At 65.1% G+C, this 20,978-nt stretch carries 19 protein-coding genes; 9 read left to right on the top strand and 10 right to left on the bottom strand.

From position 1 onward, the window contains the following. Positions 1–5: 5 nt before the first annotated feature. The 3 genes from petA to ACOZKU_RS26835 all read right to left on the bottom strand — a co-directional run bounded on the left by petA (position 6) and on the right by ACOZKU_RS26835 (position 4,660). Positions 6–584, bottom strand: coding sequence for a ubiquinol-cytochrome c reductase iron-sulfur subunit (gene petA / locus ACOZKU_RS26845; protein ID WP_117366783.1), 579 nt, complete (start codon positions 582–584; stop codon positions 6–8). Positions 585–847: 263 nt separating this feature from the next. Continuing rightward, positions 848–2,716, bottom strand: a complete 1,869-nt coding sequence (locus tag ACOZKU_RS26840) for an ABC transporter ATP-binding protein (protein ID WP_421581474.1) — start codon at positions 2,714–2,716, stop codon at positions 848–850. A gap of 87 nt (positions 2,717–2,803) precedes the next feature. Then, entirely contained in the window at positions 2,804–4,660 is a 1,857-nt protein-coding gene (locus ACOZKU_RS26835) for an ABC transporter ATP-binding protein (RefSeq protein ID WP_421581473.1), read from the bottom strand. A gap of 348 nt (positions 4,661–5,008) precedes the next feature. On the opposite strand from ACOZKU_RS26835, the gene ACOZKU_RS26830 reads away from it, so the two are divergent. After that, on the top strand, positions 5,009–5,470 hold the full coding sequence (locus ACOZKU_RS26830; RefSeq protein WP_421581472.1) for a tRNA (cytidine(34)-2'-O)-methyltransferase: 462 nt from the start codon (positions 5,009–5,011) through the stop codon (positions 5,468–5,470). 1 nt (position 5,471) lies between these two features. On the opposite strand, the gene ACOZKU_RS26825 is transcribed toward ACOZKU_RS26830, so the two are convergent. Beyond that, complete coding sequence (locus ACOZKU_RS26825) at positions 5,472–6,680, bottom strand: MFS transporter (protein ID WP_421581471.1); 1,209 nt, start codon at positions 6,678–6,680, stop codon at positions 5,472–5,474. Beyond that, positions 6,677–7,249 carry an NADPH-dependent FMN reductase gene (locus tag ACOZKU_RS26820; protein ID WP_421581470.1) on the bottom strand — a complete coding sequence of 191 codons (573 nt, stop codon included), beginning with the start codon at positions 7,247–7,249 and terminating at the stop codon, positions 6,677–6,679. Before ACOZKU_RS26820 ends, ACOZKU_RS26825 begins: the two co-directional genes overlap by 4 nt. Positions 7,250–7,347: 98 nt before the next feature. Between ACOZKU_RS26820 and soxR the strand changes: the two genes are divergently transcribed. Next, positions 7,348–7,800, top strand: a complete 453-nt coding sequence (soxR, locus tag ACOZKU_RS26815) for a redox-sensitive transcriptional activator SoxR (RefSeq protein WP_421581469.1) — start codon at positions 7,348–7,350, stop codon at positions 7,798–7,800. Here the strand turns inward: soxR and ACOZKU_RS26810 are convergent. Both ACOZKU_RS26810 and ACOZKU_RS26805 read right to left on the bottom strand, forming a co-directional pair. Continuing rightward, positions 7,797–9,080 carry a hemolysin family protein gene (locus ACOZKU_RS26810; protein WP_314085452.1) on the bottom strand — a complete coding sequence of 428 codons (1,284 nt, stop codon included), beginning with the start codon at positions 9,078–9,080 and terminating at the stop codon, positions 7,797–7,799. The two genes, soxR and ACOZKU_RS26810, sit on opposite strands and share 4 nt — an antisense overlap. A 143-nt stretch (positions 9,081–9,223) precedes the next feature. Further along, positions 9,224–9,481: a hypothetical protein gene (locus tag ACOZKU_RS26805; protein WP_117366799.1), complete on the bottom strand. Its 258-nt coding sequence runs from the start codon at positions 9,479–9,481 to the stop codon at positions 9,224–9,226. A 198-nt stretch (positions 9,482–9,679) separates the two neighbouring features. Here ACOZKU_RS26805 and hemF point away from each other — a divergent pair, with 198 nt between their 5' ends. From hemF to ACOZKU_RS26790, 3 genes are all read left to right on the top strand, one after another. Beyond that, positions 9,680–10,591: an oxygen-dependent coproporphyrinogen oxidase gene (hemF, locus tag ACOZKU_RS26800; RefSeq protein ID WP_421581468.1), complete on the top strand. Its 912-nt coding sequence runs from the start codon at positions 9,680–9,682 to the stop codon at positions 10,589–10,591. Positions 10,592–10,681: 90 nt separating this feature from the next. Further along, positions 10,682–10,933 (top strand): hypothetical protein, encoded by a 252-nt coding sequence (locus ACOZKU_RS26795; protein ID WP_421581467.1) that lies wholly within the window; start codon positions 10,682–10,684, stop codon positions 10,931–10,933. A gap of 137 nt (positions 10,934–11,070) precedes the next feature. Then, positions 11,071–11,262 carry a DUF1059 domain-containing protein gene (locus tag ACOZKU_RS26790; protein WP_244759658.1) on the top strand — a complete coding sequence of 64 codons (192 nt, stop codon included), beginning with the start codon at positions 11,071–11,073 and terminating at the stop codon, positions 11,260–11,262. 155 nt (positions 11,263–11,417) lie between these two features. Here ACOZKU_RS26790 and ACOZKU_RS26785 read toward each other — a convergent pair whose 3' ends face one another. Genes ACOZKU_RS26785 through ACOZKU_RS26775 form a run of 3 tightly spaced genes read right to left on the bottom strand, consistent with a single transcriptional unit; the run spans position 11,418 to position 13,920 of the window. Beyond that, positions 11,418–12,677: a CCA tRNA nucleotidyltransferase gene (locus tag ACOZKU_RS26785; RefSeq protein WP_421581466.1), complete on the bottom strand. Its 1,260-nt coding sequence runs from the start codon at positions 12,675–12,677 to the stop codon at positions 11,418–11,420. After that, positions 12,674–13,306 (bottom strand): CoA pyrophosphatase, encoded by a 633-nt coding sequence (locus ACOZKU_RS26780; RefSeq protein WP_421581465.1) that lies wholly within the window; start codon positions 13,304–13,306, stop codon positions 12,674–12,676. Before ACOZKU_RS26780 ends, ACOZKU_RS26785 begins: the two co-directional genes overlap by 4 nt. After that, positions 13,303–13,920, bottom strand: coding sequence for a DUF1285 domain-containing protein (locus ACOZKU_RS26775; RefSeq protein ID WP_421581464.1), 618 nt, complete (start codon positions 13,918–13,920; stop codon positions 13,303–13,305). Before ACOZKU_RS26775 ends, ACOZKU_RS26780 begins: the two co-directional genes overlap by 4 nt. A 181-nt stretch (positions 13,921–14,101) precedes the next feature. Between ACOZKU_RS26775 and ACOZKU_RS26770 the strand changes: the two genes are divergently transcribed. The 4 genes from ACOZKU_RS26770 to ACOZKU_RS26755 are packed head-to-tail and all read left to right on the top strand — an operon-like array spanning position 14,102 to position 20,927. Next, positions 14,102–15,115, top strand: coding sequence for an AAA family ATPase (locus ACOZKU_RS26770; RefSeq protein WP_421581463.1), 1,014 nt, complete (start codon positions 14,102–14,104; stop codon positions 15,113–15,115). 13 nt (positions 15,116–15,128) lie between these two features. Beyond that, the gene (locus tag ACOZKU_RS26765; protein ID WP_421581462.1) at positions 15,129–16,049 is read left to right on the top strand and encodes a DUF58 domain-containing protein; all 921 of its coding nucleotides are present in this window, start codon (positions 15,129–15,131) and stop codon (positions 16,047–16,049) included. Next, complete coding sequence (locus ACOZKU_RS26760; RefSeq protein ID WP_421581461.1) at positions 16,046–18,853, top strand: DUF4159 domain-containing protein; 2,808 nt, start codon at positions 16,046–16,048, stop codon at positions 18,851–18,853. Before ACOZKU_RS26765 ends, ACOZKU_RS26760 begins: the two co-directional genes overlap by 4 nt. A 1-nt stretch (position 18,854) precedes the next feature. Beyond that, positions 18,855–20,927 carry a hypothetical protein gene (locus ACOZKU_RS26755; protein WP_421581460.1) on the top strand — a complete coding sequence of 691 codons (2,073 nt, stop codon included), beginning with the start codon at positions 18,855–18,857 and terminating at the stop codon, positions 20,925–20,927. The last annotated feature ends 51 nt before the right edge of the window (positions 20,928–20,978 follow it).

Below are 20,978 nucleotides of genomic sequence, written 5' to 3'. Positions count from 1 at the left end.
TCCCCTCAACCGATCTTGATGACTGTGTCGGATACGAACGAGAAGGTCGGCACAGCGAGGTTCTGCGGGGCCGGACCCTTACGGATACGTCCAGCAGTGTCGTAGTGCGAACCGTGGCAGGGACAGAACCATCCGCCGAAATCGCCGGCCTGGCCGAGCGGAACGCAGCCCAGATGGGTACAGGAGCCGATCATGATGATCCAGTTTTCCTTGCCCTCACCGGCGGAGCGGTCGAGGTCCGTCGCTTCGGCGTCGGCAGCGATATTGGCATTGCGCGCGACCGGATCCTTCAGATCCGAAAGGGCTACGGCCTTGGCTTCTTCCACTTCCTTGTCGGTGCGGTTGCGGATGAACACCGGCTTGCCGCGCCACTTGGCCGTCAGCGACATGCCGGGCGTCAGGCTGGAGACGTCGACCTCGATGGAGGCGAGCGCCAGCGTGGACGCATCCGGACGCATCTGGTCGATGAACGGCCATGCAACCGCAACGCCGCCCACGACGCCCGCCATACCCGTGGTCAGGTAAAGAAAATCACGGCGAGTGGGCTCGCCCAGGGATTCGCTTGTTGTCTCGTGTTCGCTCACGGCTAAACCATCCTCTCACGCAAAGTCTGCGGAAAACCGCAACGCCCCTTTGGAAACCGGCAATTCCGGACACAATACGGCCATAGATTCCCCGTCAATCCGGCGCGTTCTATGCTTGATCGCAAATTATGTCCAGCCTTGGCAAGGGGTGGTGGGCACATTGTCGCGGGAAAAACGGAGCATCTTGACAAGGCACAGCCATCGCCTTGAACCTCAAGCGCTTCCCGGCTGAAAAGACAGTCGCGAAACGACGCTTTGCGGCACTATTGCGCCGCTTCCTCGTGGCTGAGGAACCCGCCCGACTGGCGTGACCAGAGATCCGCATAAAGCCCGCCCTTGGCGACGAGCTCGGCATGGCTCCCCTCCTCCACGATATGGCCGCGATCCATGACGATCAGACGGTCGAGTGCCGCGATGGTGGAGAGCCGATGGGCGATGGCAAGCACGGTCTTGCCGCGCATGAGACGTTCGAGGTTCGACTGGATCGCCGCCTCGACTTCGCTGTCGAGCGCCGAGGTCGCCTCGTCGAGCACCAGGATCGGCGCATCCTTCAGCATGACGCGGGCAATGGCGATGCGCTGGCGCTGGCCGCCGGACAGTTTCACCCCGCGCTCGCCGACATGGGCGTCGTAGCCGGTACGGCCGCGCTGATCCTCGAGCTGCAGAATGAAATCATGCGCCTCGGCCTTTTTCGCCGCCTCGATCATCTGGGCTTCGCTGGCATCGGGATTGCCGAAGAGGATGTTGTCGCGGATCGAGCGGTGCAAGAGCGCCGTATCCTGGCTGACCATGCCTATACTGGCGCGCAGGCTCTCCTGCGTGACGGCAGCGATATCCTCGCCGCCGACGAGGATGCGCCCGCCTTCCAAATCGTAGAAACGCAGGAGCAGGTTGACGAGCGTCGACTTGCCGGCACCCGACCGGCCGACGATGCCGACCTTCTCGCCGGGGCGCACCACAAGCGTCAGGTCGTCGATGACGCCGGAGGCGCGGCCGTAGTGGAAGCGCACGTGATCGAAGCGGATTTCCGGATGCGTCACCGCCATGACCGTGGCGTCCGGCCGGTCGACGAGGCCAATCGGCTGGGAGATCAGGTCCGCGGAGTTCTGGATCGTGCCGATATTGCGCATGATGCCGTTGAGCTGCGTCATCAGCCGATTCAGCAGGAAATTCAGCCGCAGCACCAGCGCCATGGTGAAGGCGACGGCGCCCGAGCTGATGATGCCGGTCAGCCAGAGATGGATGCACAGCACCGCCATGCCCGCGATCATAAGGCCCGAGAGAAACGCAAGAGAGGCGCGCAGCGACGTGAGAAGCCGCGTGAAATTCAGGATCGTCGTCTGGAAGATATCGAAACCGTCGCGCATGTAGCGGTCGTTCGCATCGTCGCGGCCGAACAGCTTCAGCGTCTGGATGTTCGAATAGGCATCGACCATGCGGCCGCTGATCATCGACCCGGCTTCCGCCGATTGGCGCGCGTGCTCGCGGATGCGCGGCACGAAATAGCGCGCGAGCACCGCGAAGATCGACAGCCAGACAAGCAGCACCACCGCCAGCCGCCAGTCGAGCTGGCCGAGCAGCACGAGCGTCGAGACCGTATAGATCGAGACGAACCAGATGCTCTCCATGAAGGAGGTGATGACATCGCCCGTCGCCTGCCCCGCCGACCAGACCTTCGTGACAATCCGCCCGGAAAAATCGTTCTGGAAGAAGGAGAGCGACTGGCGCGCGACATGCACATAGGACTGCCAGCGCACAAGATTATAGAAGCCCGGCGTGATGACCTGCTGGTCGATCAGCGCCGTCAGAAAGGCCACGACGAAGCGCACGACGCCGATCAGCCCGAGCATGACAAGCAGTTCCGGCCCGTGCGCCGAAAGTAGCCCGCTCCATCCCTCGCCCGGCGTCACCGTCGCCAGCATGTCGACCAGCCGCCCGACAAACCAGAACGTCGCCGCCTCGATGCCCGCCGTTATGCCGCCGAGCACCAGCAAAGCCGCAAACGGCGCCTTGGCCTGGCGCACATAGAACCACACGAACGCCACCAGCCCCTGCGGCGGCCGAAGATCATCGCGCCGTGCGAAGGGCTGGATCCAGGTCTCGAAGAAGGAGAAAAGCGGGCGGAAGGTCATGCCCTGGATATAGGCTGTTTTGGATGGCGGGCAAATTAAAGATCGGAAGGAAAGAGGCCGATCCCGTATCAGGATCGGCCTCCCTTTTTACTCCGCCGCCGCTTCCGCCTCAGCTGCGTCATCCGCTATGAACCCGCCCGACTGGCGGGTCCAGAGGTCGGCGTAGATGCCGCCTTTCGCGACGAGTTCGGCGTGGGTGCCGGTCTCCGAGAGGCGGCCCTTGTCGAGCACGACGATGCGGTCCATCTCCGTTAGCGTCGACAGGCGGTGGGCGATCGCGATCACCGTCTTGCCCTGCATGAGGGCGAAGAGGTTGTCCTGGATCGCCGCCTCGACTTCCGAATCGAGTGCCGAGGTCGCCTCGTCCAGCACCAGGATCGGCGCGTCCTTCAGGAAGACGCGGGCGATCGCGATACGCTGACGCTGGCCGCCCGAGAGCTTCACGCCACGCTCGCCGACCTGGGCATCGAGGCCGGTGCGGCCCTGCTGGTCGGTGAGGCTCTCGATGAAGTCCCAGGCATTGGCGCGCTTGGCCGCCTCGATGATCTCCGCATCATCAGCTTCCGGCTTGCCGTAGGCAATGTTGTCGCGGATCGAGCGGTGCAAGAGCGACGTGTCCTGCGTCACAACGCCGATCTGCGAGCGCAGGCTGTCCTGCGTCACCGTCGCAATATCCTTGCCGTCGATGGTGATCTTGCCCGACTCCAGATCGTAGAAGCGCAAGAGCACGTTCATCAGCGTCGTCTTGCCCGCACCCGAGCGGCCGACAAGGCCGACCTTCTCACCGGCGCCGATATTCAGCGACAGATCCTCGATCACGCCCTTGTTCTTGCCGTAGTGGAAGCGGACATGATCGAAGCTGATGGCGCCCTTGGCGGCAGCAAGAGCCGGCGCCTCGGGACCGTCCTGGATGTCGTGCGGCTTGGTCATCATGCCCATGCCGTCATAGACCGTGCCGATATTTTCGAACAGCGCGGTCACTTCCCACATCACCCACTGCGACATGCCATTGATGCGCATGACGAGACCCATGGCCACCGCCACCGCACCGACCGAGACATCGCCATGCATCCAGAAATAGATGCCGATCGCCGCCGTGAAAAACATCGTCAGCACGTTGTTGATGTCGATCGCGATGTTGAACAGCGTGATCTTGCGCATCTGCTTGTGCACGGTCTGGAGGAACTCATCCATGCCATCGCGGGCATAGGTCTCCTCCCGGCCGGCATGTGAGAACAGCTTGACGGTCGCGATGTTGGTGTAGCTGTCGACGATCCGGCCCGTCATCATCGAGCGCGCATCCGCCTGCTCGCGCGAAATCCGCATGAGTTTGGGCACGAAATAGCGCAGGATCGAGACATACACGACGAACCACACGAGCAGCGGCACGACGAGACGCAGGTCCGCTGCGGCGATGATCGCGATCATCGAGATGAAGTAGCTCACCACATAGATGAAGACGTCGATGATCTTCATCACCGTTTCACGCACGGCAAGCGCCGTCTGCATCACCTTCGTCGAGACGCGGCCGGCGAACTCGTTGGAGAAGAAGGTCATGCTCTGGCGGATGAGGTAACGGTGCATCTGCCAGCGGGCGATCATCGGGAAATTGCCCGCAAGCGCCTGGTGCATGGTCATCGTATGCAGCGCGCCGAAACCCGGAATGAGAACGAGCAGCAGCACGGCCATACAGACCAGCGTTCCGCCCTCGCGGGCCAGGAACGTGTGGGGATCGCCGGCCGAAAGCCAGTCGACGATATTGCCGAGGAACTGGAACAGCAGCACTTCGGCAATGCCGAGCGCCATCGAGCAGAAACCGAGCACGAAGAGCCAGGGGGCCGCCGGCTTGGTATAATGCCACAGGAAGGCGGTGAGGCCCTTCGGCGGAAGCGAAGGGGCCTCGGAAGGATAGGGATTCAAACGTCTTTCGAACCAGCCGAACATGGCTATCTCCGTAATATCAAATGACGGAACCGGGCGGACGGCGCAAAACGGGCGCAGTCGGGAACCAGGTTCCGAGAGATGTGCCGATGACGACAGAAGGCGTCACACAGCGAATTGAAATGGGTAGGCGAAGGGAGTTTGGCGGCGAGGTGCCTACGCGAGAAGTGGCGTGATTCCAGCCGGGAGGCGCAGTCGACGTGTGATAACCATCATGATCCTCCCTGTTCTCGCGTTGAAGATGCAGCTTGGGTAACCCGAAACGGCGCAATTTGCCAGCGCCTTCGTCGCAAATTTGCATCTGCGGCCAATTCTGTTGCCTTCCAGCCACATCCCGGCTACCCCCAAACCATGTCCGAACTCCGCATCGCCCTCTACCAGCCCGATATTGCCGGCAATACCGGCACGATCCTGCGTTTCGCCGCCTGCCTGGGGCTCGCCGTCGACATCATCGAGCCGGCCGGCTTCGACCTGTCCGACCGCAACCTGAAGCGGGCCGGCATGGACTATCTCGCGGCCGTGACGCTGACGCGACATGTCAGCTGGGACCCGTTCGAGGAGTGGCGGCAGACGACCGGCCGCCGCCTCGTGCTCGCCTCCACCAAGGCCGCTGGGCTCTATACCGACTTCGCCTATCGGCCGAATGACATCCTGCTCTTCGGCCGCGAAAGCGCCGGCGTGCCGGACAGGGTGCACGACATCGCCGACGGTCGCGTGCTCATTCCCATGGTCGAGGGGCAGCGCTCGATCAACGTCGCGCTCTCCGCCGCGATGATCTGCGGCGAGGCGCTGCGCCAGACCGGGTTTGCCTGATCTAGCCATCGCCCCACCGAAAGAGACGGGCGGCCAAGGCCACGAGGCCGAGCACCAGCACGATCGCACCGACCACGGCATAGGCCGTGCCGTAGCCGGATGCGCCGATCAGCGGCTGCGAGACGATCGGCGACAGGAATTGCCCGGCGAAGATGCTGGAGACCAGAAGACCTGAAATCCGGCCGCGCAGGACGGGCGGCGCGAGCAGCATGGCGCTGGCCGCGAAGTTCGGCATGATCGTGCCCATGCAGATCCCCGAGACGGCCATGGCGGCCAGGACGCTGCCGTAGCTTTCCGCGCCCGACAACAGCAGGAAGGACAGTCCCGAGGAAATGAAGCCAAGGGCGAACACGCCCATCAGGCCGATCCGCCGCCGGACCGGCGCGAAGACCAGCGAGCTGACGACACCGACGAGTTGCCCCGCCCCGATCGCGGCCCCGGCAAGGCTGGGTGCGGCAAAACCGAGGTGTTCCAGATAGAAAGGCAACTGCGTCGGGATCATGTAGAAGGCGATCATGTTGACCGCGGCCGCGGCGAACAGAACACCGAGCAGCATCGTCCTGCGCCCGTCGAGCCCACCCTCGCCTGTTGGGGCAGCGGCAGGGCGAGCCCGTTGTGGCTCGGGCAGGAAGGCGATGGTGGCCGGCAGAAGCAGGATCGCCACGGTGTAGATCAAGAACGGTCCGCGCCAGTGGATTTCGGCAAGGAAGCCGCCGCCGGTCAGGAAGAGCGTGCCGCCGATACCGACGAAGGCCTGCTGCAAACCCATGTACCGATCACGCGCCGGCCCCTGGAAGAAATCGCCGACCAGCGCCGTCGTCGCCGTCATGATGCCGCCGACGGCAAAGCCGAGCACGGCGCGGCCGACGAGCAGGCCGGGCAGCGTATCGAGAACCAGACCGGAGGCACCCGCAACGGCGAAGAGGGCGAGCGAGACCAGCAGCAGGGGCTTGCGCCCGAAGCGATCGACGAGAAGACCCGCGACAGGCGAAAACAGCGCGATGAACACGGCCGGCAGCGTCAAGACCAGCCGGCTGAGCAGCGCGACATTCTCCACGTCGGCAAACCGGGCGGCAATGCCGGGCAGGGAGGCGGAAATCGTCGCCCCCGACATGATGGTCAGCGTGCTGACGAAGAGCAGCGTCGCATTGCGCCAGCGCTCCTGCGGCGAGCGGGCGATTTCCGCCAGGGCGTAGTGTTCCGGTTTCATGCTGCCGCCTCGTCGTAACGTGTCGCGATGCGCGCCGCCTTCAGCGCGTTCGCCCACCAGGTCAGGCGCTTCATCAGCACGGCGAGCTGACCGTTGAGATGGCCGGGACGGAAGGGGTTTCCGGCGGGATCGAACTGCGTCCAGGCATGGGCGAGGCTCACGGTCTCGCGGATCGCCACGGCATGCAGTTCGGCGAAGACCAGCCGCAACTGTTCGACGGCGCGCAGACCGCCCGACACGCCGCCATAGGAAATGAACGCGATGGGCTTGGCATGCCAGGGGCGGAAGCAGCTGTCGATGATGGCCTTCAGAGCCGCCGGATAGGCGTGATTGTATTCCGGCGTGACGATGAGGAAGGCATCGGCCTGTGAAATCCGGCTTTCGACGCTTTCTGTCGAACCTGCATCGAGACCGCCGGGCGTAAAGATCAGTTCCGCCGGATCGATACGGATGACATCGTATTGATGGAAACCCGCGAGCTCCGGTTCCAGCCATCCCGCGATCGTATCGGCAAAGCGTCCCTCGCGGCCGCTGCCATAGATGAGGGCGATGGTCAGTCTGTCTGTCATGCGTCTGGGCTCCATTTTGAAATCAGGGAGCCCGTGGTATAAAACCTCAAGCAAAGTTGAGGTCAACAGTCATGACGGAAAATTGTCCGAACAGCAAAATGTCGCGGGAACTCAGCGTCGGCGAGGTCGCCGAGCGCAGCGGCGTGGCAGTTTCCACCCTGCATTTCTATGAGACGAAGGGGCTGATCCGCAGCCAGCGCAACCGCGGCAACCAGCGGCGCTATCCGCGCAGCATCCTGCGCCGCGTCGCGGTCATCAAGGTCGCGCAGCGCACCGGCATTCCATTGTCTGAGATCGCGGACGCATTGTCCGTGCTGCCGCATGACAGGCCCTTAACGGCCGAGGATTGGCGGGAACTTTCAAAAACCTGGCGCCGCCAGCTGGACGACCGCATCGCACGGCTCACCAAGCTGCGCAACCAGATCGACGGCTGCATCGGCTGCGGCTGCCTTTCGATGCAGGAATGCCCGCTGCGCAATCCGCTCGATACGCTTGGCGCGGAAGGCCCTGGCCCGAGATTGCTCGAGCCCGATCCGTTGGAAAGACCTTAAGGATCCAGACGCGTCGCCAGAAGCTTGTCGACGCGACGGCCATCCATGTCGACGACCTCGAAACGCCAGCCCTGGGTTTCAGTGATCTCGCCGGTTTTCGGCAGCTTCTGCAGCGATTCGATGACGAGGCCGGCGGCGGTCTGGTAGCTGCGGCGGCCGGGCAATTGCAAGCCGAGGCGGTCAGCCATCTCGTCGATCGGCATGGAGCCGGAGATCAGCCAGGAGCCGTCCTCGCGCTGCACCGCATGTTCGTCGTCGCCCTCTTCGATATCGGCGCGGAACACGCCGGCAATCGCTTCCAGCACGTCGGCGGGCGTGATGACGCCTTCGAAATGGCCGTATTCGTCATGGATGAGCAGGATCGGCACTTCGGAACTGCGCAGCGATTCGAGCACCCGCATGGCATCCATCGTGTCGGGCACGATCGGCGCGGGGCGAATGAAGGCGCGGATATCGAGCGGCTGGCCCGTCAGCATGGCCGACAGCAGCTCGCGTTTCTGCACGATGCCGACGATCGTCTCCGGCCCGCCATCGGCGACCGGCAGGCGCGAATGCTGGCTCTCGATCAGCTGCTGGTGGATTTCCTCGACGGTATCGCCGAGATCGATCCAGTCGACATCGTTGCGCGGGGTCATCAGGCCGCGCGCCTCGCGGTCGGAAAAGCGCATCACGCCGGCGATCATCAGCTTCTCGCCACCCTCGATGACGCCGGCGGCCTCCGCTTCGGCGACGATGGTCTTGATCTCTTCATCCGTCACGATGCTTTCGGCAACCTCGTGCTGGCCGAGCAGGCGGAAGATCAGGCGGGTCGAGGCGTCGAGAATCCAGACCGCCGGTGCGCCGACCTTCGACAGCAGCGACATGGCGGGTGCCACGAGCGTCGCGAACCGCTCCGGGTTCTTCAGCGCGATCTGCTTGGGCACCAGCTCGCCGACGACGACGGAGAGGAAGGTGATGATGAAAATGACGATACCGTAGCCGAGAGGATCGGCCAGCCAGTCCGGCACACCCTCGGCAAAAAGGATGTCACGCAGGCGTCCACCGAGGGCCGCACCGGAAAACGCACCGGCGAGAATGCCGATGAGCGTGATGCCGATCTGGACGGTGGAGAGGAATTTACCGGGATTTTCCGCCAGTTTCAGCGCAGACGCAGCACCGCGCGAGCCCTGGGCCGCCATAGTCTTGAGGCGAGGCTTTCTTGCGGAAACGATGGAAAGTTCGGAAAGAGCAAAGACCCCGTTGAGGAGGATCAGGAAGACGGCAATCGCGAGTTCGAACAAGGACTGTGAGCCGTGCTTGAGAACCGCAACGGCGCCTTTCTATTGATGACGATGGCCGCAAGATAAGGGCGCGACGGCCCGCCGTCAATCGACGTTGCAGATCACAGGCGCGTCAGACGGGTGTACAAGCGCCGTGTGACGCTTTAATCCGCGCTCGGCAGCCGGCGCATGGTGAACTCGATGCGGTCGCCATCCAGCATCCGCCAGCTCTCCACTTCGGTCCAGTAGGCGGCCTTCGGCCAATGGTCGAACCATTCGCGCGCCTTGTCGCGCGCCGCCTGCCGCTCCATGCAGAAGGTCTCGCGCACGAAGTTGCTCTCCCGCGCCGGCTTCTCGCGCCGGTGGCGCTCGATCTGGCGGCGGAGCCCGTCGAGGGGCGGCGGTCCGGGAACACGCGCCATGTCGTTTCTCCTGGCAGCACATTCTACAAGGCAAACATAGGCCGCCGCCGCGCATTTTGCGAGTCCGGCCGTCCCCAGCGAAAAATCCGTTTTTGTTGCCAAACGGGCCAAAGTTAACGAGGGTGACCGAAATGCGATTCGGCGGCTCTGCCGCCAGCGGGAAACACCCCGGCGAGACATATCCCAGCGAGACATACCATGGAACGACCAGACCTGCCGAAAGGCCTTCCCGACGACATCGAGGACAAGAAGGACGCCGCCCGTACCTGGTTCGAGCACCTGCGCAATGCGATCTGCTCCAGCTTCGAGGCGCTCGAGGACGAGTTGGCCGGTCCGCTTTCCGATTTGCCCGCCGGTCGTTTCGTCGCAAAGGACTGGCAGCGCGACGGTGGCGAAGGCGGCGGCGGCCGCATGTCGATGATGGAAGGCCGCGTCTTCGAAAAGGTCGGCGTGCACACCTCCACCGTCCATGGCGAGTTCTCGCCGGAATTCCGTAGCCAGATTCCCGGAGCCAGCGAAGACCCGCGCTTCTGGGCCTCCGGCATCTCGCTGATCGCCCACCCGGTAAACCCCAACGTTCCTGCCGTGCACATGAACACCCGCATGGTCGTCACCACCAGCCGCTGGTTCGGCGGCGGGGCTGACCTGACGCCGGTGCTCGACCGCCGCCGCACGATGGACGATCCCGATACGCAGCTCTTCCACAAGGCGATGGAGATCACCTGCAACCGGCATCCGGTCGCCGATCACCAGAAGTTCAAGGCGTGGTGCGACGACTATTTCTTCCTGAAGCACCGCAACGAGCCGCGCGGCACCGGCGGCATCTTCTATGACTGGCTGCATTCCTCGGAAGAGCTTGGCGGCTGGGAGGCGGATTTCGCCTTCACGCAGGATGTCGGCCGCGCCTTCGCCATGGTCTATCCGCGTATCGTGCGCAACAATTTCAACAATGGCTGGACGGAAGAGGACCGCGACGAACAGCTCGTGCGCCGCGGCCGCTATGTCGAGTTCAACCTGCTCTACGACCGCGGCACGATCTTCGGCCTGAAGACGGGCGGCAATGTCGATTCCATCCTCTCGTCGCTGCCGCCAGTGGTGCGCTGGCCCTGAAGATTCAAGCGGCGATCCCGCTCTTGTGATGGCGGCTTTACGCCCTTCATGGTAGAATGCGCCTTGCATGAGTCCATGGAGGAGGCAGTCATGATCCCCACATCCCAGGATGCGGCGATCGCGGACCTCAATCCGCAATTCGCCGATTTTCTCGACCGTTTTGCCGAAACCATGCGCGCCGAAGGCGGCATGGATCTTCCGCACGCCTATTTCGTCGAAGAGGCCAGGCGGCAGCTGGCCGGCAGCACGGTCTATCATCTCGCCGATCACCACACCAAGCCGGAACAGTTCCAGTCGTCCGCCTGCTTCGATGCCTGGGCAAAAGACGAAAACGCGGCGTGACGGCGTTTCCGATGCGAGACTATTCACGGGCCTTGGGGGGAACTCCCAGGCCCGATTTTCGTTTCCCGTACGGCGCGGTTTGGCCGATCCCGCCTTATCTGCTATATTGATCCCGTTGAAACGACAGGAGATAGGTCATGAGACTTTTTGAATGCGGTTCACTCGTCCCCGGATGCGAATGGCATACGCGGGCCAGCGACGATGCGGAAGTCGTGCGTCGTGCCGTCGAGCACATGCGCTCGGCCCACGGCGAGACCATGATCCGCGAAAGCATGGTCGATCATATCAAGGAACGCATCGTCGACGAGAAGGCGGCCGACGCCGCCTGACGTCCGGGCTGATCGACATTCAGTCCAGGCTGTGGCGAAAATGGCGGTTTTCCGTGATCCGGAGCACAGCGTACTAAACGTACGCGAGCACCGGAAGCGCCGGAAAGCGCCATTTGCAGACCTGCATGGGCTGAATGACGACCGGCCCGGGGCAATCAGCCCTCTTTTGCGAGAGCTTCCAGCCGGGCAAGCAGCTTTGCCCGGCTGTCATGGAAGTTGCCCGCCACCCACTCATCCTCGATCACGCGCAAGAGCGCCCCGACCTTCCGTCCTGCGGGGATGCCGGATGCCAGTACATCCGCGCCATTGAGCGGAAAGGACGGCTTCTGCCATTTCTGCGCCCGCGCCAGCAACCGCTGGCAAAGACCGGCAAAGGAGAGTGCTTCGGGATCGCCGAGGCCGCGCGCGCGGGCGGAAGCGAGCGCCAGCTTCACCCGCATCGTGAGCCCCTGCTGGCCGTGGCGGTAGAGCAACCGGTCGAAGGCCGTTTCGGCAAGTTTCGGCGCGATCTCGGGGGCGGACGCCCAATAGTCCATCGTCGCGACCTCGGCCTTGGAAAGCCGCAGGCGCTCGGCCATGGCCTTTAGCCGTTCGCGGTCCGGCGGCACCATGGCGGCAAGCCGCAGCAGCGCATCGGGCGTCCAGCCGAAGGCCTTCTCCGCCTCGATCAGGCCGGGAATGGCATCGATGCCCCACTTTTCCGTCTCGGGCAGGATTTCCGTGAGCACGCCGGCCTGGCGCATCCAGAGCAGCGCGCGGCCCGGATCGGGCGCGGCGAGCAGCTTCTTCGTCTCCGACCAGACCCGTTCGGCCGAGAGCTTGCCGAGGCTGCCCTTGGCGCGCGCGCAGGCCCGCAACCCGTCGGCATCCGGCCGGCCGCTGCCATAGAGCGCGAAAAAGCGGAAGAAGCGCAGGATGCGCAAATGGTCTTCCGAAATGCGCGTCGCTGCATCACCGATGAAGCGCACCGTGCGGCTTTCGATATCCGGCAGGCCGTTCACGAGGTCGATGACCGCGCCGTCGGCGGTGGCATAAAGCGCGTTGATGGTGAGGTCACGCCGTTCAGCATCCGTCTGCCAGTCCGTGCCGAACGCGACATCCGCGTGGCGGCCATCGGTCGAAACGTCGCGGCGCAGGGTCGTCACCTCGAAGGGTTTTCCGTCGATGACCAGCGTCACCGTGCCGTGCTCGATGCCGGTCGGCACCGCCTTGATGCCGGCCGCTTTCGCGCGCTCGATCACCATGTCGGGCTTGAGCGTGGTCGCGATATCCACATCGGCGACCGGCAGGCCCATCAGGCTGTTGCGCACGGCGCCGCCAGCAACCCGCCCCTCGCCGCCGTCGCTGTTGAGCAGCGCCAGCACGCGAGAGAGCGCCGGATCGGCAAACCACGCCTCACCCGAAACAGACGTCATGCATAAAGCCTTTCATAGATCACCCGCACGATGCCGGCGGTGATGCCCCAGATGTTATGCCCCTCATAGGGCATGCGATAATAATGCCGCTCGGAGCCCAGCCAGACGCCGCTGCCCCGTTCGTGGTTGCGCGGATCCATCAGAAAGGAGAGCGGCACGTCGAAAACCGTCTCGACCTCCGCAGGGTTCGGGACCAGTTCGAAACCGGGCTGCACCACGGCAAGCACCGGCGTGATCGAGAACCCGGAGAGCGCCTTGTACTGTGGCAGGCGGCCGACAGGCTCGACGAAGCGGCGGTCGAGGCTGATCTCCTCCTCCGCCTCGCGCATCGCCGCCGTCTCGACATCCGCGTCGTCCTCATCGACGCCGCCGCCCGGAAAGGCGATCTGGCCGGAATGTTTTCTGAGCGTCGCCGTTCGCTGGGTGAAGATGACGCGCGCATCGTCGCCGTCATCGACGACCGGGATCAGCACTGCCGCATCCCTGAGCTTCATGCCCTCGATATGCTCGATAACGCCGGGATTGAGCAGGCTGTCGCCATGGTCGCGCCAGCTCCCCTCGCCGAGCGTCAACATTTGCTCCGCCGCGCGACGGCGGAATTCGGCGGCACTATAGGGGGCAAAGCTCATCGCGACAGCGCATCCAGTTCAGCCGCCGGCATGACCGGGAAGACCACGCCGCCGGAGCGCACCGCAAACATCTCGACGCCATCGATTTCAAGGACTTCGCCCAGTTCGACGAGATCGTACATGACCGCGCGCGAGACCAGCGCCTCCAGCCGGCCACGCACGAGAAGATAAGGCTTCAACTCGTTGTTTTCACCCGAAACCACGAAGCGCAACGGATTATCCGCCCCCGCCTCGACGACATCGCCGACATTCGTGCGGAAGGTGAGCCTGCGATCCTCACCCTCCCCGCCGACATTCATCTCGACGGCCAGGAACGGCGCATCGACGATACGGATGCCGACCTTCTCGACCGGCGTCACCAGATAGGTCTTGCCGTCCTCGTCCTTGCGCAGCACCGTGGAAAAAAGCCGTACCAGCGGCGCGCGGCCGATCGGCGTGCCCAGATAGAACCAGGTGCCGTCGGCGCGGATTTCCATGTCGATATCGCCGCAGAACGGCGGGTTCCAGCGCTCGACCGGCGGAAGCCCCCGCCCGCCGGTTTCCGCGGATGCCCGCGCGATCAGCGCGGCCAGTCCCGCCGCGTCGCTGCTGCCTTGAATTTCGCCCGTTGCCATTGTTCCGTCCCGGTTCAACCCTATCTCGGCGAGAGGAAAAGGTGGATACATCCTTTTTCACGAGATAGTCATTTCGTGGCCGCTTGTCAGCCACAGGTGAGCTAATAAGCTTTCTATGTAGGACGCGAACGCGGCAAGGCCACGATTCGCCGCGCGTTTGGAACCGGTACTGGAGATAAAGATGGGCGTTCAGAATTCCTCCGAGTCCGGCCTGGACGAAAAAGCCGTCATCGCCGCGGCCGAACGGGCGCTCTCCGACATCGCCCTCATCCGCCAGGAAGTCGCCAAGGTCATCTTCGGCCAGGAAAGCGTGGTCGAGCAGACCATGCTCGCCGTGCTCTCGGGCGGCCATGCGCTGCTCGTCGGCGTGCCGGGCCTTGCCAAGACCAAGCTCGTCGCCACGCTCGGCACCGTGCTCGGCCTTTCCGCGAGCCGCATCCAGTTCACGCCGGACCTAATGCCGTCGGATATTCTTGGCTCCGAGGTCATGGATCAGGACGACAACGGCAAGCGCTCCTTCCGCTTCGTGCCCGGCCCAATCTTTACGCAGCTTTTGATGGCCGACGAGATCAACCGCGCCTCGCCGCGCACCCAGTCCGCCCTGCTCCAGGCGATGCAAGAGTATCACGTCACCGTCGCCGGCCGGCCGAACGACCTTCCCAAACCCTTCCACGTACTCGCGACGCAGAACCCGCTGGAGCAGGAAGGCACCTATCCACTGCCCGAGGCCCAGCTCGACCGCTTCCTGCTGCAGGTCGACGTGCACTATCCGGAACTCGCCGCCGAACGGCAGATCCTGCTCGAAACCACCGGCGTGCACGAAGCCCATGCGGAGGCAGCCATCACCGCGGCGCGCCTCATCGAGATCCAGACCCTCATCCGCCAGATGCCGGTCAGCGAAAAGGTGCTCGACGCGATCCTGTCGCTCGTGCGTTCCGCCCGTCCCGGCAATGGCGTCGCCTCCACCGACAAGCATGTCTCCTGGGGCCCCGGCCCGCGCGCCGGCCAGGCCATGATGCTCTGCGCCCGCGCCCGCGCGCTCTATGAAGGCCGCCTCGCGCCCTCCGTCGACGACGTGTTGGCGCTTGCCGAACCGATCCTCCAGCACCGCATGGCCCTGACCTTCGGTGCCCGCGCCGAAGGCATGTCGGTGCGCGACGTCATTGCAGGCCTCGTCCGGCAGGCGGGCGGCTGATCAAGGAAAGCGCATGGCATCCGTCGGCCAGATCGTCGCGCCTACCCCGACCCGCGAGGTGCTTTCGCGGGCGCAGGCGCGCGCGGCCCTCATTCCCGATTGCATGGTCGAAGCCCAGCGCCTCGCCAACACCGTGATTGCCGGCTGGCACGGCCGCCGCAAGCGCGGCATCGGCGAGAATTTCTGGCAGTTCCGCCCCTATGTCGACGGCGAAAGCCTGTCGCGCATCGACTGGCGCCGCTCGGCGCGCGACGATCATACCTATGTCCGCGACCGCGAATGGGAAGCAGCCCACACCGTCTGGATCTGGGCCGACCTGTCGCCGTCGATGATGTACAAATCGACGCTTGGCAGTGTCTCGAAGGAAAGCCGCGCGCTGGTGCTGATGCTGGCGCTCGCCGAAATCCTCGCCCGCTCGGGTGAGCGCATCGGCTGCCCCGGCATCATGGAACCGATCGCCGCGCGCAACGCCGCCGAACGGCTCGCCACCGCCCTCATGCACAACGGCACCACCGGCGGCCTGCCGGACACAGGCATGATCCGCGGCAACAGCGATATCGTGCTGATCGGTGATTTCCTCGATCCCGTCGAAGACGTCATGAACCGCCTCGGCCCGCTCGCCCGGCGCGGCCTGCGCGGCCATGTCGTGGAGATCGCTGACCCTGCGGAAGAGACATTTCCTTATGCCGGTCGCACCGAATTCACCGATCCCGAAAGCGGCCGGAAGCTGACGGCCGGCCGCGCCGAAACGCTGAAGGACGACTATGCCCGCGCCTATGTCGCGCGCCGCGAGACGCTGGCCGACAACCTTCGCCATCTCGGCTGGAGCTTCGTGCCGCATCGCACCGACCGGCTCGCCTCCGAGGCGCTGGTCGCCGTGCACATGTATCTCTCCGGCATGCCGGCCATGAAAACGGAGGGCCGCGGCCGATGAGCGCCTTTGCCTTCGCCTTTCCCGCCGTGCTGACGACGCTGGTGCTGCTGCCCGTCATCTGGTGGCTGCTGCGCCTGACGCCGCCGAAGCCACTCACGGAAGTCTTCCCGCCCTTCGCCATCCTCGCCTCCATCCTGAAGCGCGAGGAGACGCCGGCACAGAGCCCCTGGTGGCTGACGCTCTTGCGTATGCTGATGGCCGCCGCCGTCATCTTCGCCATCGCCGATCCGGTCTTCAACCCGCGCATCAACACGCTGGCTTCCAGCGGTCCGCTCGTCCTCGTCGTCGACAACACATGGGCGTCGGCCACCGACTGGCCGCGCCGGGTCGAGACCGCCACCGCGCTGATCGACGACGCCGAAAGCCGCGACGTGCCGATCGCGCTGGTTCTCACCGCCGACCGCCAGCACGACGCGGTGCCTGTCGATGCCATCACCGCCCGCAACCGCCTAGCCGCCGCCGAGCCGCGCCCGCTGCCCGCCGATCGCACCGGCGCCATCGCATCCTTGCGTACCGCCCTCGACGGCACTGCCCCCGGCACTATCGCCTTCATCAGCGACGGCATGGCGAGCGGCGAAACGGATGAGACGGTCGCGGCCCTCAAGGCATTGTCGCCCGCCGAGTTCCGCCTGATCGAGAGCGACGGCGCGTCCGCCGTCGCCATCACCGCCGCCAACAACGGCGCCGATGCCCTCTCCGTTACCCTCACCCGCCTCGATGGCCGCGCGCCGCGCAGCCTGCCGCTGACGGCGCATGACAGCCGCGGCCGGCCGATCGCGACCGGCACCGCCGAATTCGCCGCCGGTGCGACCGCCACGACCGGCACGATCACCGCGCCCTTCGAGCTGCGCAACGATTTCGCCCGCCTCACCGTTGACGGCCTTGCCAATGCCGGCGGCACCTACCTGCTCGACGACGGCTTCCGCCGCCGCCGCGTCGCCTTCCTGTCCGGCGAGGTGGTGGATGCCAGCCAGCCGCTGCTCTCGCCGCTGCACTATATCAACCGGGCGCTCGCCCCCTATGCCGACCTGATCGAACCGAGCGTCGCCGACCTCTCGGTGGCGGTGCCGGAACTTATCGAACAGAACCCCTCCGGGCTGATCATGGCCGATATCGGCCGTCTACCGGAGGATGTGCAGGCCGAGGTGAAGCGCTGGGTGGAAGCCGGCGGCATGCTGATCCGTTTTGCCGGTCCGCGCCTGGCCGCTGCCCCCGCCGACGATCCGCTCGTGCCGGTGCTGCTGCGCAAAGGCGAACGCGCGCTCGGCGGCGCGCTCTCCTGGTCCGAGCCGCAGCCGCTATCGGCCTATCCGGCGGGCAGCCCGTTCTTCGGCATGCGCGCGCCCGACAATATCCTCGTCAAGCGCCAGGTTCTGGCGGAGCCGACGCCGGATCTGGCCGAGCGCACCTGGGCAAGCCTCGCCGACGGCACGCCGCTTGTGACCACCGGCCCGCTCGGTTCCGGCCGCATCGTACTCTTCCATATCAGCGCGGAAACCGGCTGGTCGAACCTGCCGCTGTCGGGCGATTTCGTCGAGATGCTTCGCCGCACCGTGCAGCTGTCGCGCGGCGGCGGCGTCTCCTCCAAGGGGGGCGAGGCGCAACGCCTGCCGCCCTATCGTCTGATGACCGCCAACGGCACGCTGGCCGCCGCGACCGGCGAGGCCAAGCCGCTCGCCGCCAATGACGGCGCCAAGGCTATCGCCACCTTCGACAACCCGCCCGGCCTCTACGGCACCGAGGATGGCTATATCGCGCACAACCTCTTCCCGCCCGGTTACGAAATCCGCCCGCTCGCCGTTGCCGAAGGTGCCGGCGTGCTGCGCGAACCACTCGCCGGCAAGGAGACCTGGTCGCTGAAACCGCATCTCTTCACGCTGGCCGTGCTGCTGCTGCTGGCCGACTGCGCCATCGTGCTCATCATGGGCGGAGCCTTTGCCGCTGCCATCAGCCGCGTGCCGCGCCGCGGCGCGACCGCCGCCGTGCTCTTGGCGCTGATGGCGGGCGTATTGATCGCCCTGCCCGGCGAAAGCCGTGCGGACGATGCCAAGCCCGGCGACGATACGATCCTCTCGCGGCTCGATACGACGCATCTCGCCTATGTCATGACTGGCGAAGGCGAGGTCGACCGCATCTCCGAGCGCGGCCTGGCCGGCCTCACCGAGTTCCTCACCTACCGCACGACGCTGGAGCCCGGCGAACCCGTCGGCGTCGATATTGCCAAGGACGAGCTGTCGCTCTACCCGATCATCTACTGGCCGGTGAGTGCCAGTGCAGAAATGCCCTCCAGCGCCGCGATCAGCCGCATCGACGCCTATATGCGCAATGGCGGCACGGTGCTGTTCGACACGCGCGACCAGTTCGTCTCGCTCGACGGCAATTCGACGAGCCCGAACACCGAGCGGCTGCAGGCGATCCTCGCCAATCTCGACATTCCGCCGCTGGAGCCCGTCCCGGCCGATCACGTCCTGACCAAGGCCTTCTATCTGCTTGCCAATTTTCCCGGCCGCTATGCCGGAAGCCCGCTCTGGGTGGAAGCAGAGCTCGACCGCAAGGAAGACCCGTCGCGGCCGGCCCGTGCGGGCGATGGCGTTTCGCCGATCATGATCACCGGCAACGACTTTGCCGGCGCCTGGGCGGTCGATGCCAACGGCATGGCGCTTTTGCCGACCGTGCCGCCGGACGAGGTGCAGCGCGAGCATGCCTTCCGCTCCGGCGTCAACATCATGATGTATATGCTGACCGGCAACTACAAGGCGGACCAGGTCCATGTGCCCGCCCTCCTCGAGCGGCTGGGGCAGTGATATGACCGTGCAGTTCTCCCCCTTCCTGCCCTGGATCGCGATTGCCCTGATCGGCCTTCTCGGCGCGTTGCTTTCCGCCCTCGGCCTCTGGCGCGGCCTGCGCGGCGCGCTGGTGCGTGCGCTTGCCCTTGCGCTGCTCGTGCTGGCGCTCGTCAATCCCGTGCTGATGCAGGAGGATCGCGAGGCGCTGTCGACCGTGGTACCCGTCATCGTCGACCGCAGCCAGAGCCAGGACAGTGCGGAGCGCACCGCCGAGACGGATGCGGCGCTTGCCGGTCTCAAGGAACGGTTCGCCCGCTATCCACGCATTGAGCCGCGCATCGTCGAAGCCGGCGACGACGGCACGTCGGACACGCCTTCCACCCGCCTCTTCGACGCCTTGAATTCAGCGATCGCCGACGTCCCGCGCTCACGAGTCGGCGGCGCGATCTTCATCACCGACGGCCAGGTGCACGACATTCCCGAGGCGGGCGCCTTCTCGGGCTTCGATGCCCCGGTCCATGCCCTCGTCACCGGCCGGCCGGATGAATTCGACCGCCGCATCGAGGTGGTCAGCGCCCCGCGTTTCGGCATTGTCGGTGAACCCCAGGAGCTGAAATTCCGCGTGGTGGACGATGGTGCCGGCCCCGGCGGCACGGCCCGCGTTACCGTGCGTCTCAACGGCAACGAGATCGCCTCGGAGATAGCCGAGCCGGGTACCGAACAGCCACTCGGCTTCACCGTCCCGCGCGGCGGCAACAACATCCTCGAATTCGCGGTGGAACCGGTCGAAGGAGAGATCACGACGGCCAACAACCGCGCCGTCCATGTCATCGAGGGCATCCGCGAGAACCTGCGCGTGCTGCTCGTCTCCGGCGAGCCGCATGCCGGCGAGCGCGCCTGGCGCAACCTCCTGAAGTCCGATACCGCGATCGACCTCGTGCATTTCACCATTCTGCGCCCGCCGGAAAAGCAGGACGGCACGCCGATCAACGAACTGTCGCTGATCGCGTTTCCGACACGCGAACTCTTCGTCGACAAGATCAACGAGTTCGACCTGATCATCTTCGACCGCTACCAGCACCGCGGCGTGCTGCCGATCCTCTACTACGACAACATCGCGCAATATGTCGAAAACGGCGGCGCGCTGCTGATCGCGGCGGGGCCGGAGCATGCGGGCAACGATTCGATTGCCGGCACGCCGCTCTCCGTCGTGCTGCCCGCAAACCCGACCGGCGAGATGAATGTCGCGCCGTTCTATCCGCGACTGTCCGAGCAGGGCAAGAAACACCCCGTCACGCGCGGCCTTGAAGGCGCCGATTCGGAGCCGCCGCACTGGGGTCGCTGGTTCCGCACCGTCGATGTGCAGCGCCCGCAGGGCAATGTCGTGATGGAAGCCAATGACGGCAAGCCGCTCCTGGTGCTGAACCGCGCCGGCAAGGGCCGCGTCGCCATGCTGCTCTCCGACCAGGGCTGGCTCTGGGCGCGCGGTTTCGAAGGCGGCGGGCCGCATGTCTCGCTCTACAGACGCACCGCGCACTGGCTGATGCAGGAACCGGCGCTCGAGGAAGAGGCGCTGACCGCCCGCACCTTCGGGCGCACGCTGCAGATCAACCGCCAGACGATCGGCGACGCGCCGGGCGAAGCCACGCTGAAGCTGCCCTCCGGCAAGACGGAGCAGGTGAAGCTCGCAGAAGCCGAATCCGGCCTCTACCGCGCGGAACTCCCGACGACCGAGACCGGCCTTTACGAAATCACCAACGACGATCTCAATGCACTGGTGCATGTCGGCGCGGTCGATGCGCCGGAATTCAAGGCGACGATTTCGACGACCGGGACCCTGAAGCCCCTCGCCGATGCCACCAAGGGCACCGTGCGCCGGCTGGTCGGCGAGAATGGAGAGGCCGTCTCGCTGCCGCCGCTGCTCCCCGTCTCCGGTCAGGTCCGCACGGTGGACGAGAACAGGCTGTCGCTGCGCATGACGGATGAGACCGTGCTGAAGGGCATCAACACGCTGCCGCTCTTCGCCGGCTTTGCCGGTGTCGGCCTGCTGCTCCTCGCCTTCTCCGGCACCTGGTATCGCGAAGGCCGTTGAACGGCCGGGAAGGTGCGCCCGCCTTCCCTTTTGCACAACCGAAATCCCGCC

The organism is Shinella sp. M31 (assembly GCF_049199205.1).
GTDB lineage: Bacteria > Pseudomonadota > Alphaproteobacteria > Rhizobiales > Rhizobiaceae > Shinella.
Note: the sequence above shows the minus strand (reverse complement) of the source record. Positions and strands in the feature narration are given on the sequence as shown.

Excerpts from the sequence above, each read along its gene's own strand:
- ACOZKU_RS26840 (WP_421581474.1), bottom strand. The coding sequence starts at position 2,716 with ATGACCTTCCGCCCGCTTTTCTCCTTCTTCGAGACCTGGATCCAGCCC.
- ACOZKU_RS26835 (WP_421581473.1), bottom strand. The coding sequence starts at position 4,660 with ATGTTCGGCTGGTTCGAAAGACGTTTGAATCCCTATCCTTCCGAGGCC.
- ACOZKU_RS26830 (WP_421581472.1), top strand. The coding sequence starts at position 5,009 with ATGTCCGAACTCCGCATCGCCCTCTACCAGCCCGATATTGCCGGCAAT.
- ACOZKU_RS26825 (WP_421581471.1), bottom strand. The coding sequence starts at position 6,680 with ATGAAACCGGAACACTACGCCCTGGCGGAAATCGCCCGCTCGCCGCAG.
- ACOZKU_RS26820 (WP_421581470.1), bottom strand. The coding sequence starts at position 7,249 with ATGACAGACAGACTGACCATCGCCCTCATCTATGGCAGCGGCCGCGAG.
- soxR (WP_421581469.1), top strand. The coding sequence starts at position 7,348 with ATGTCGCGGGAACTCAGCGTCGGCGAGGTCGCCGAGCGCAGCGGCGTG.
- ACOZKU_RS26805 (WP_117366799.1), bottom strand. The coding sequence starts at position 9,481 with ATGGCGCGTGTTCCCGGACCGCCGCCCCTCGACGGGCTCCGCCGCCAG.
- hemF (WP_421581468.1), top strand. The coding sequence starts at position 9,680 with ATGGAACGACCAGACCTGCCGAAAGGCCTTCCCGACGACATCGAGGAC.
- ACOZKU_RS26795 (WP_421581467.1), top strand. The coding sequence starts at position 10,682 with ATGATCCCCACATCCCAGGATGCGGCGATCGCGGACCTCAATCCGCAA.
- ACOZKU_RS26790 (WP_244759658.1), top strand. The coding sequence starts at position 11,071 with ATGAGACTTTTTGAATGCGGTTCACTCGTCCCCGGATGCGAATGGCAT.
- ACOZKU_RS26785 (WP_421581466.1), bottom strand. The coding sequence starts at position 12,677 with ATGACGTCTGTTTCGGGTGAGGCGTGGTTTGCCGATCCGGCGCTCTCT.
- ACOZKU_RS26780 (WP_421581465.1), bottom strand. The coding sequence starts at position 13,306 with ATGAGCTTTGCCCCCTATAGTGCCGCCGAATTCCGCCGTCGCGCGGCG.
- ACOZKU_RS26775 (WP_421581464.1), bottom strand. The coding sequence starts at position 13,920 with ATGGCAACGGGCGAAATTCAAGGCAGCAGCGACGCGGCGGGACTGGCC.
- ACOZKU_RS26770 (WP_421581463.1), top strand. The coding sequence starts at position 14,102 with ATGGGCGTTCAGAATTCCTCCGAGTCCGGCCTGGACGAAAAAGCCGTC.
- ACOZKU_RS26765 (WP_421581462.1), top strand. The coding sequence starts at position 15,129 with ATGGCATCCGTCGGCCAGATCGTCGCGCCTACCCCGACCCGCGAGGTG.
- ACOZKU_RS26760 (WP_421581461.1), top strand. The coding sequence starts at position 16,046 with ATGAGCGCCTTTGCCTTCGCCTTTCCCGCCGTGCTGACGACGCTGGTG.
- ACOZKU_RS26755 (WP_421581460.1), top strand. The coding sequence starts at position 18,855 with ATGACCGTGCAGTTCTCCCCCTTCCTGCCCTGGATCGCGATTGCCCTG.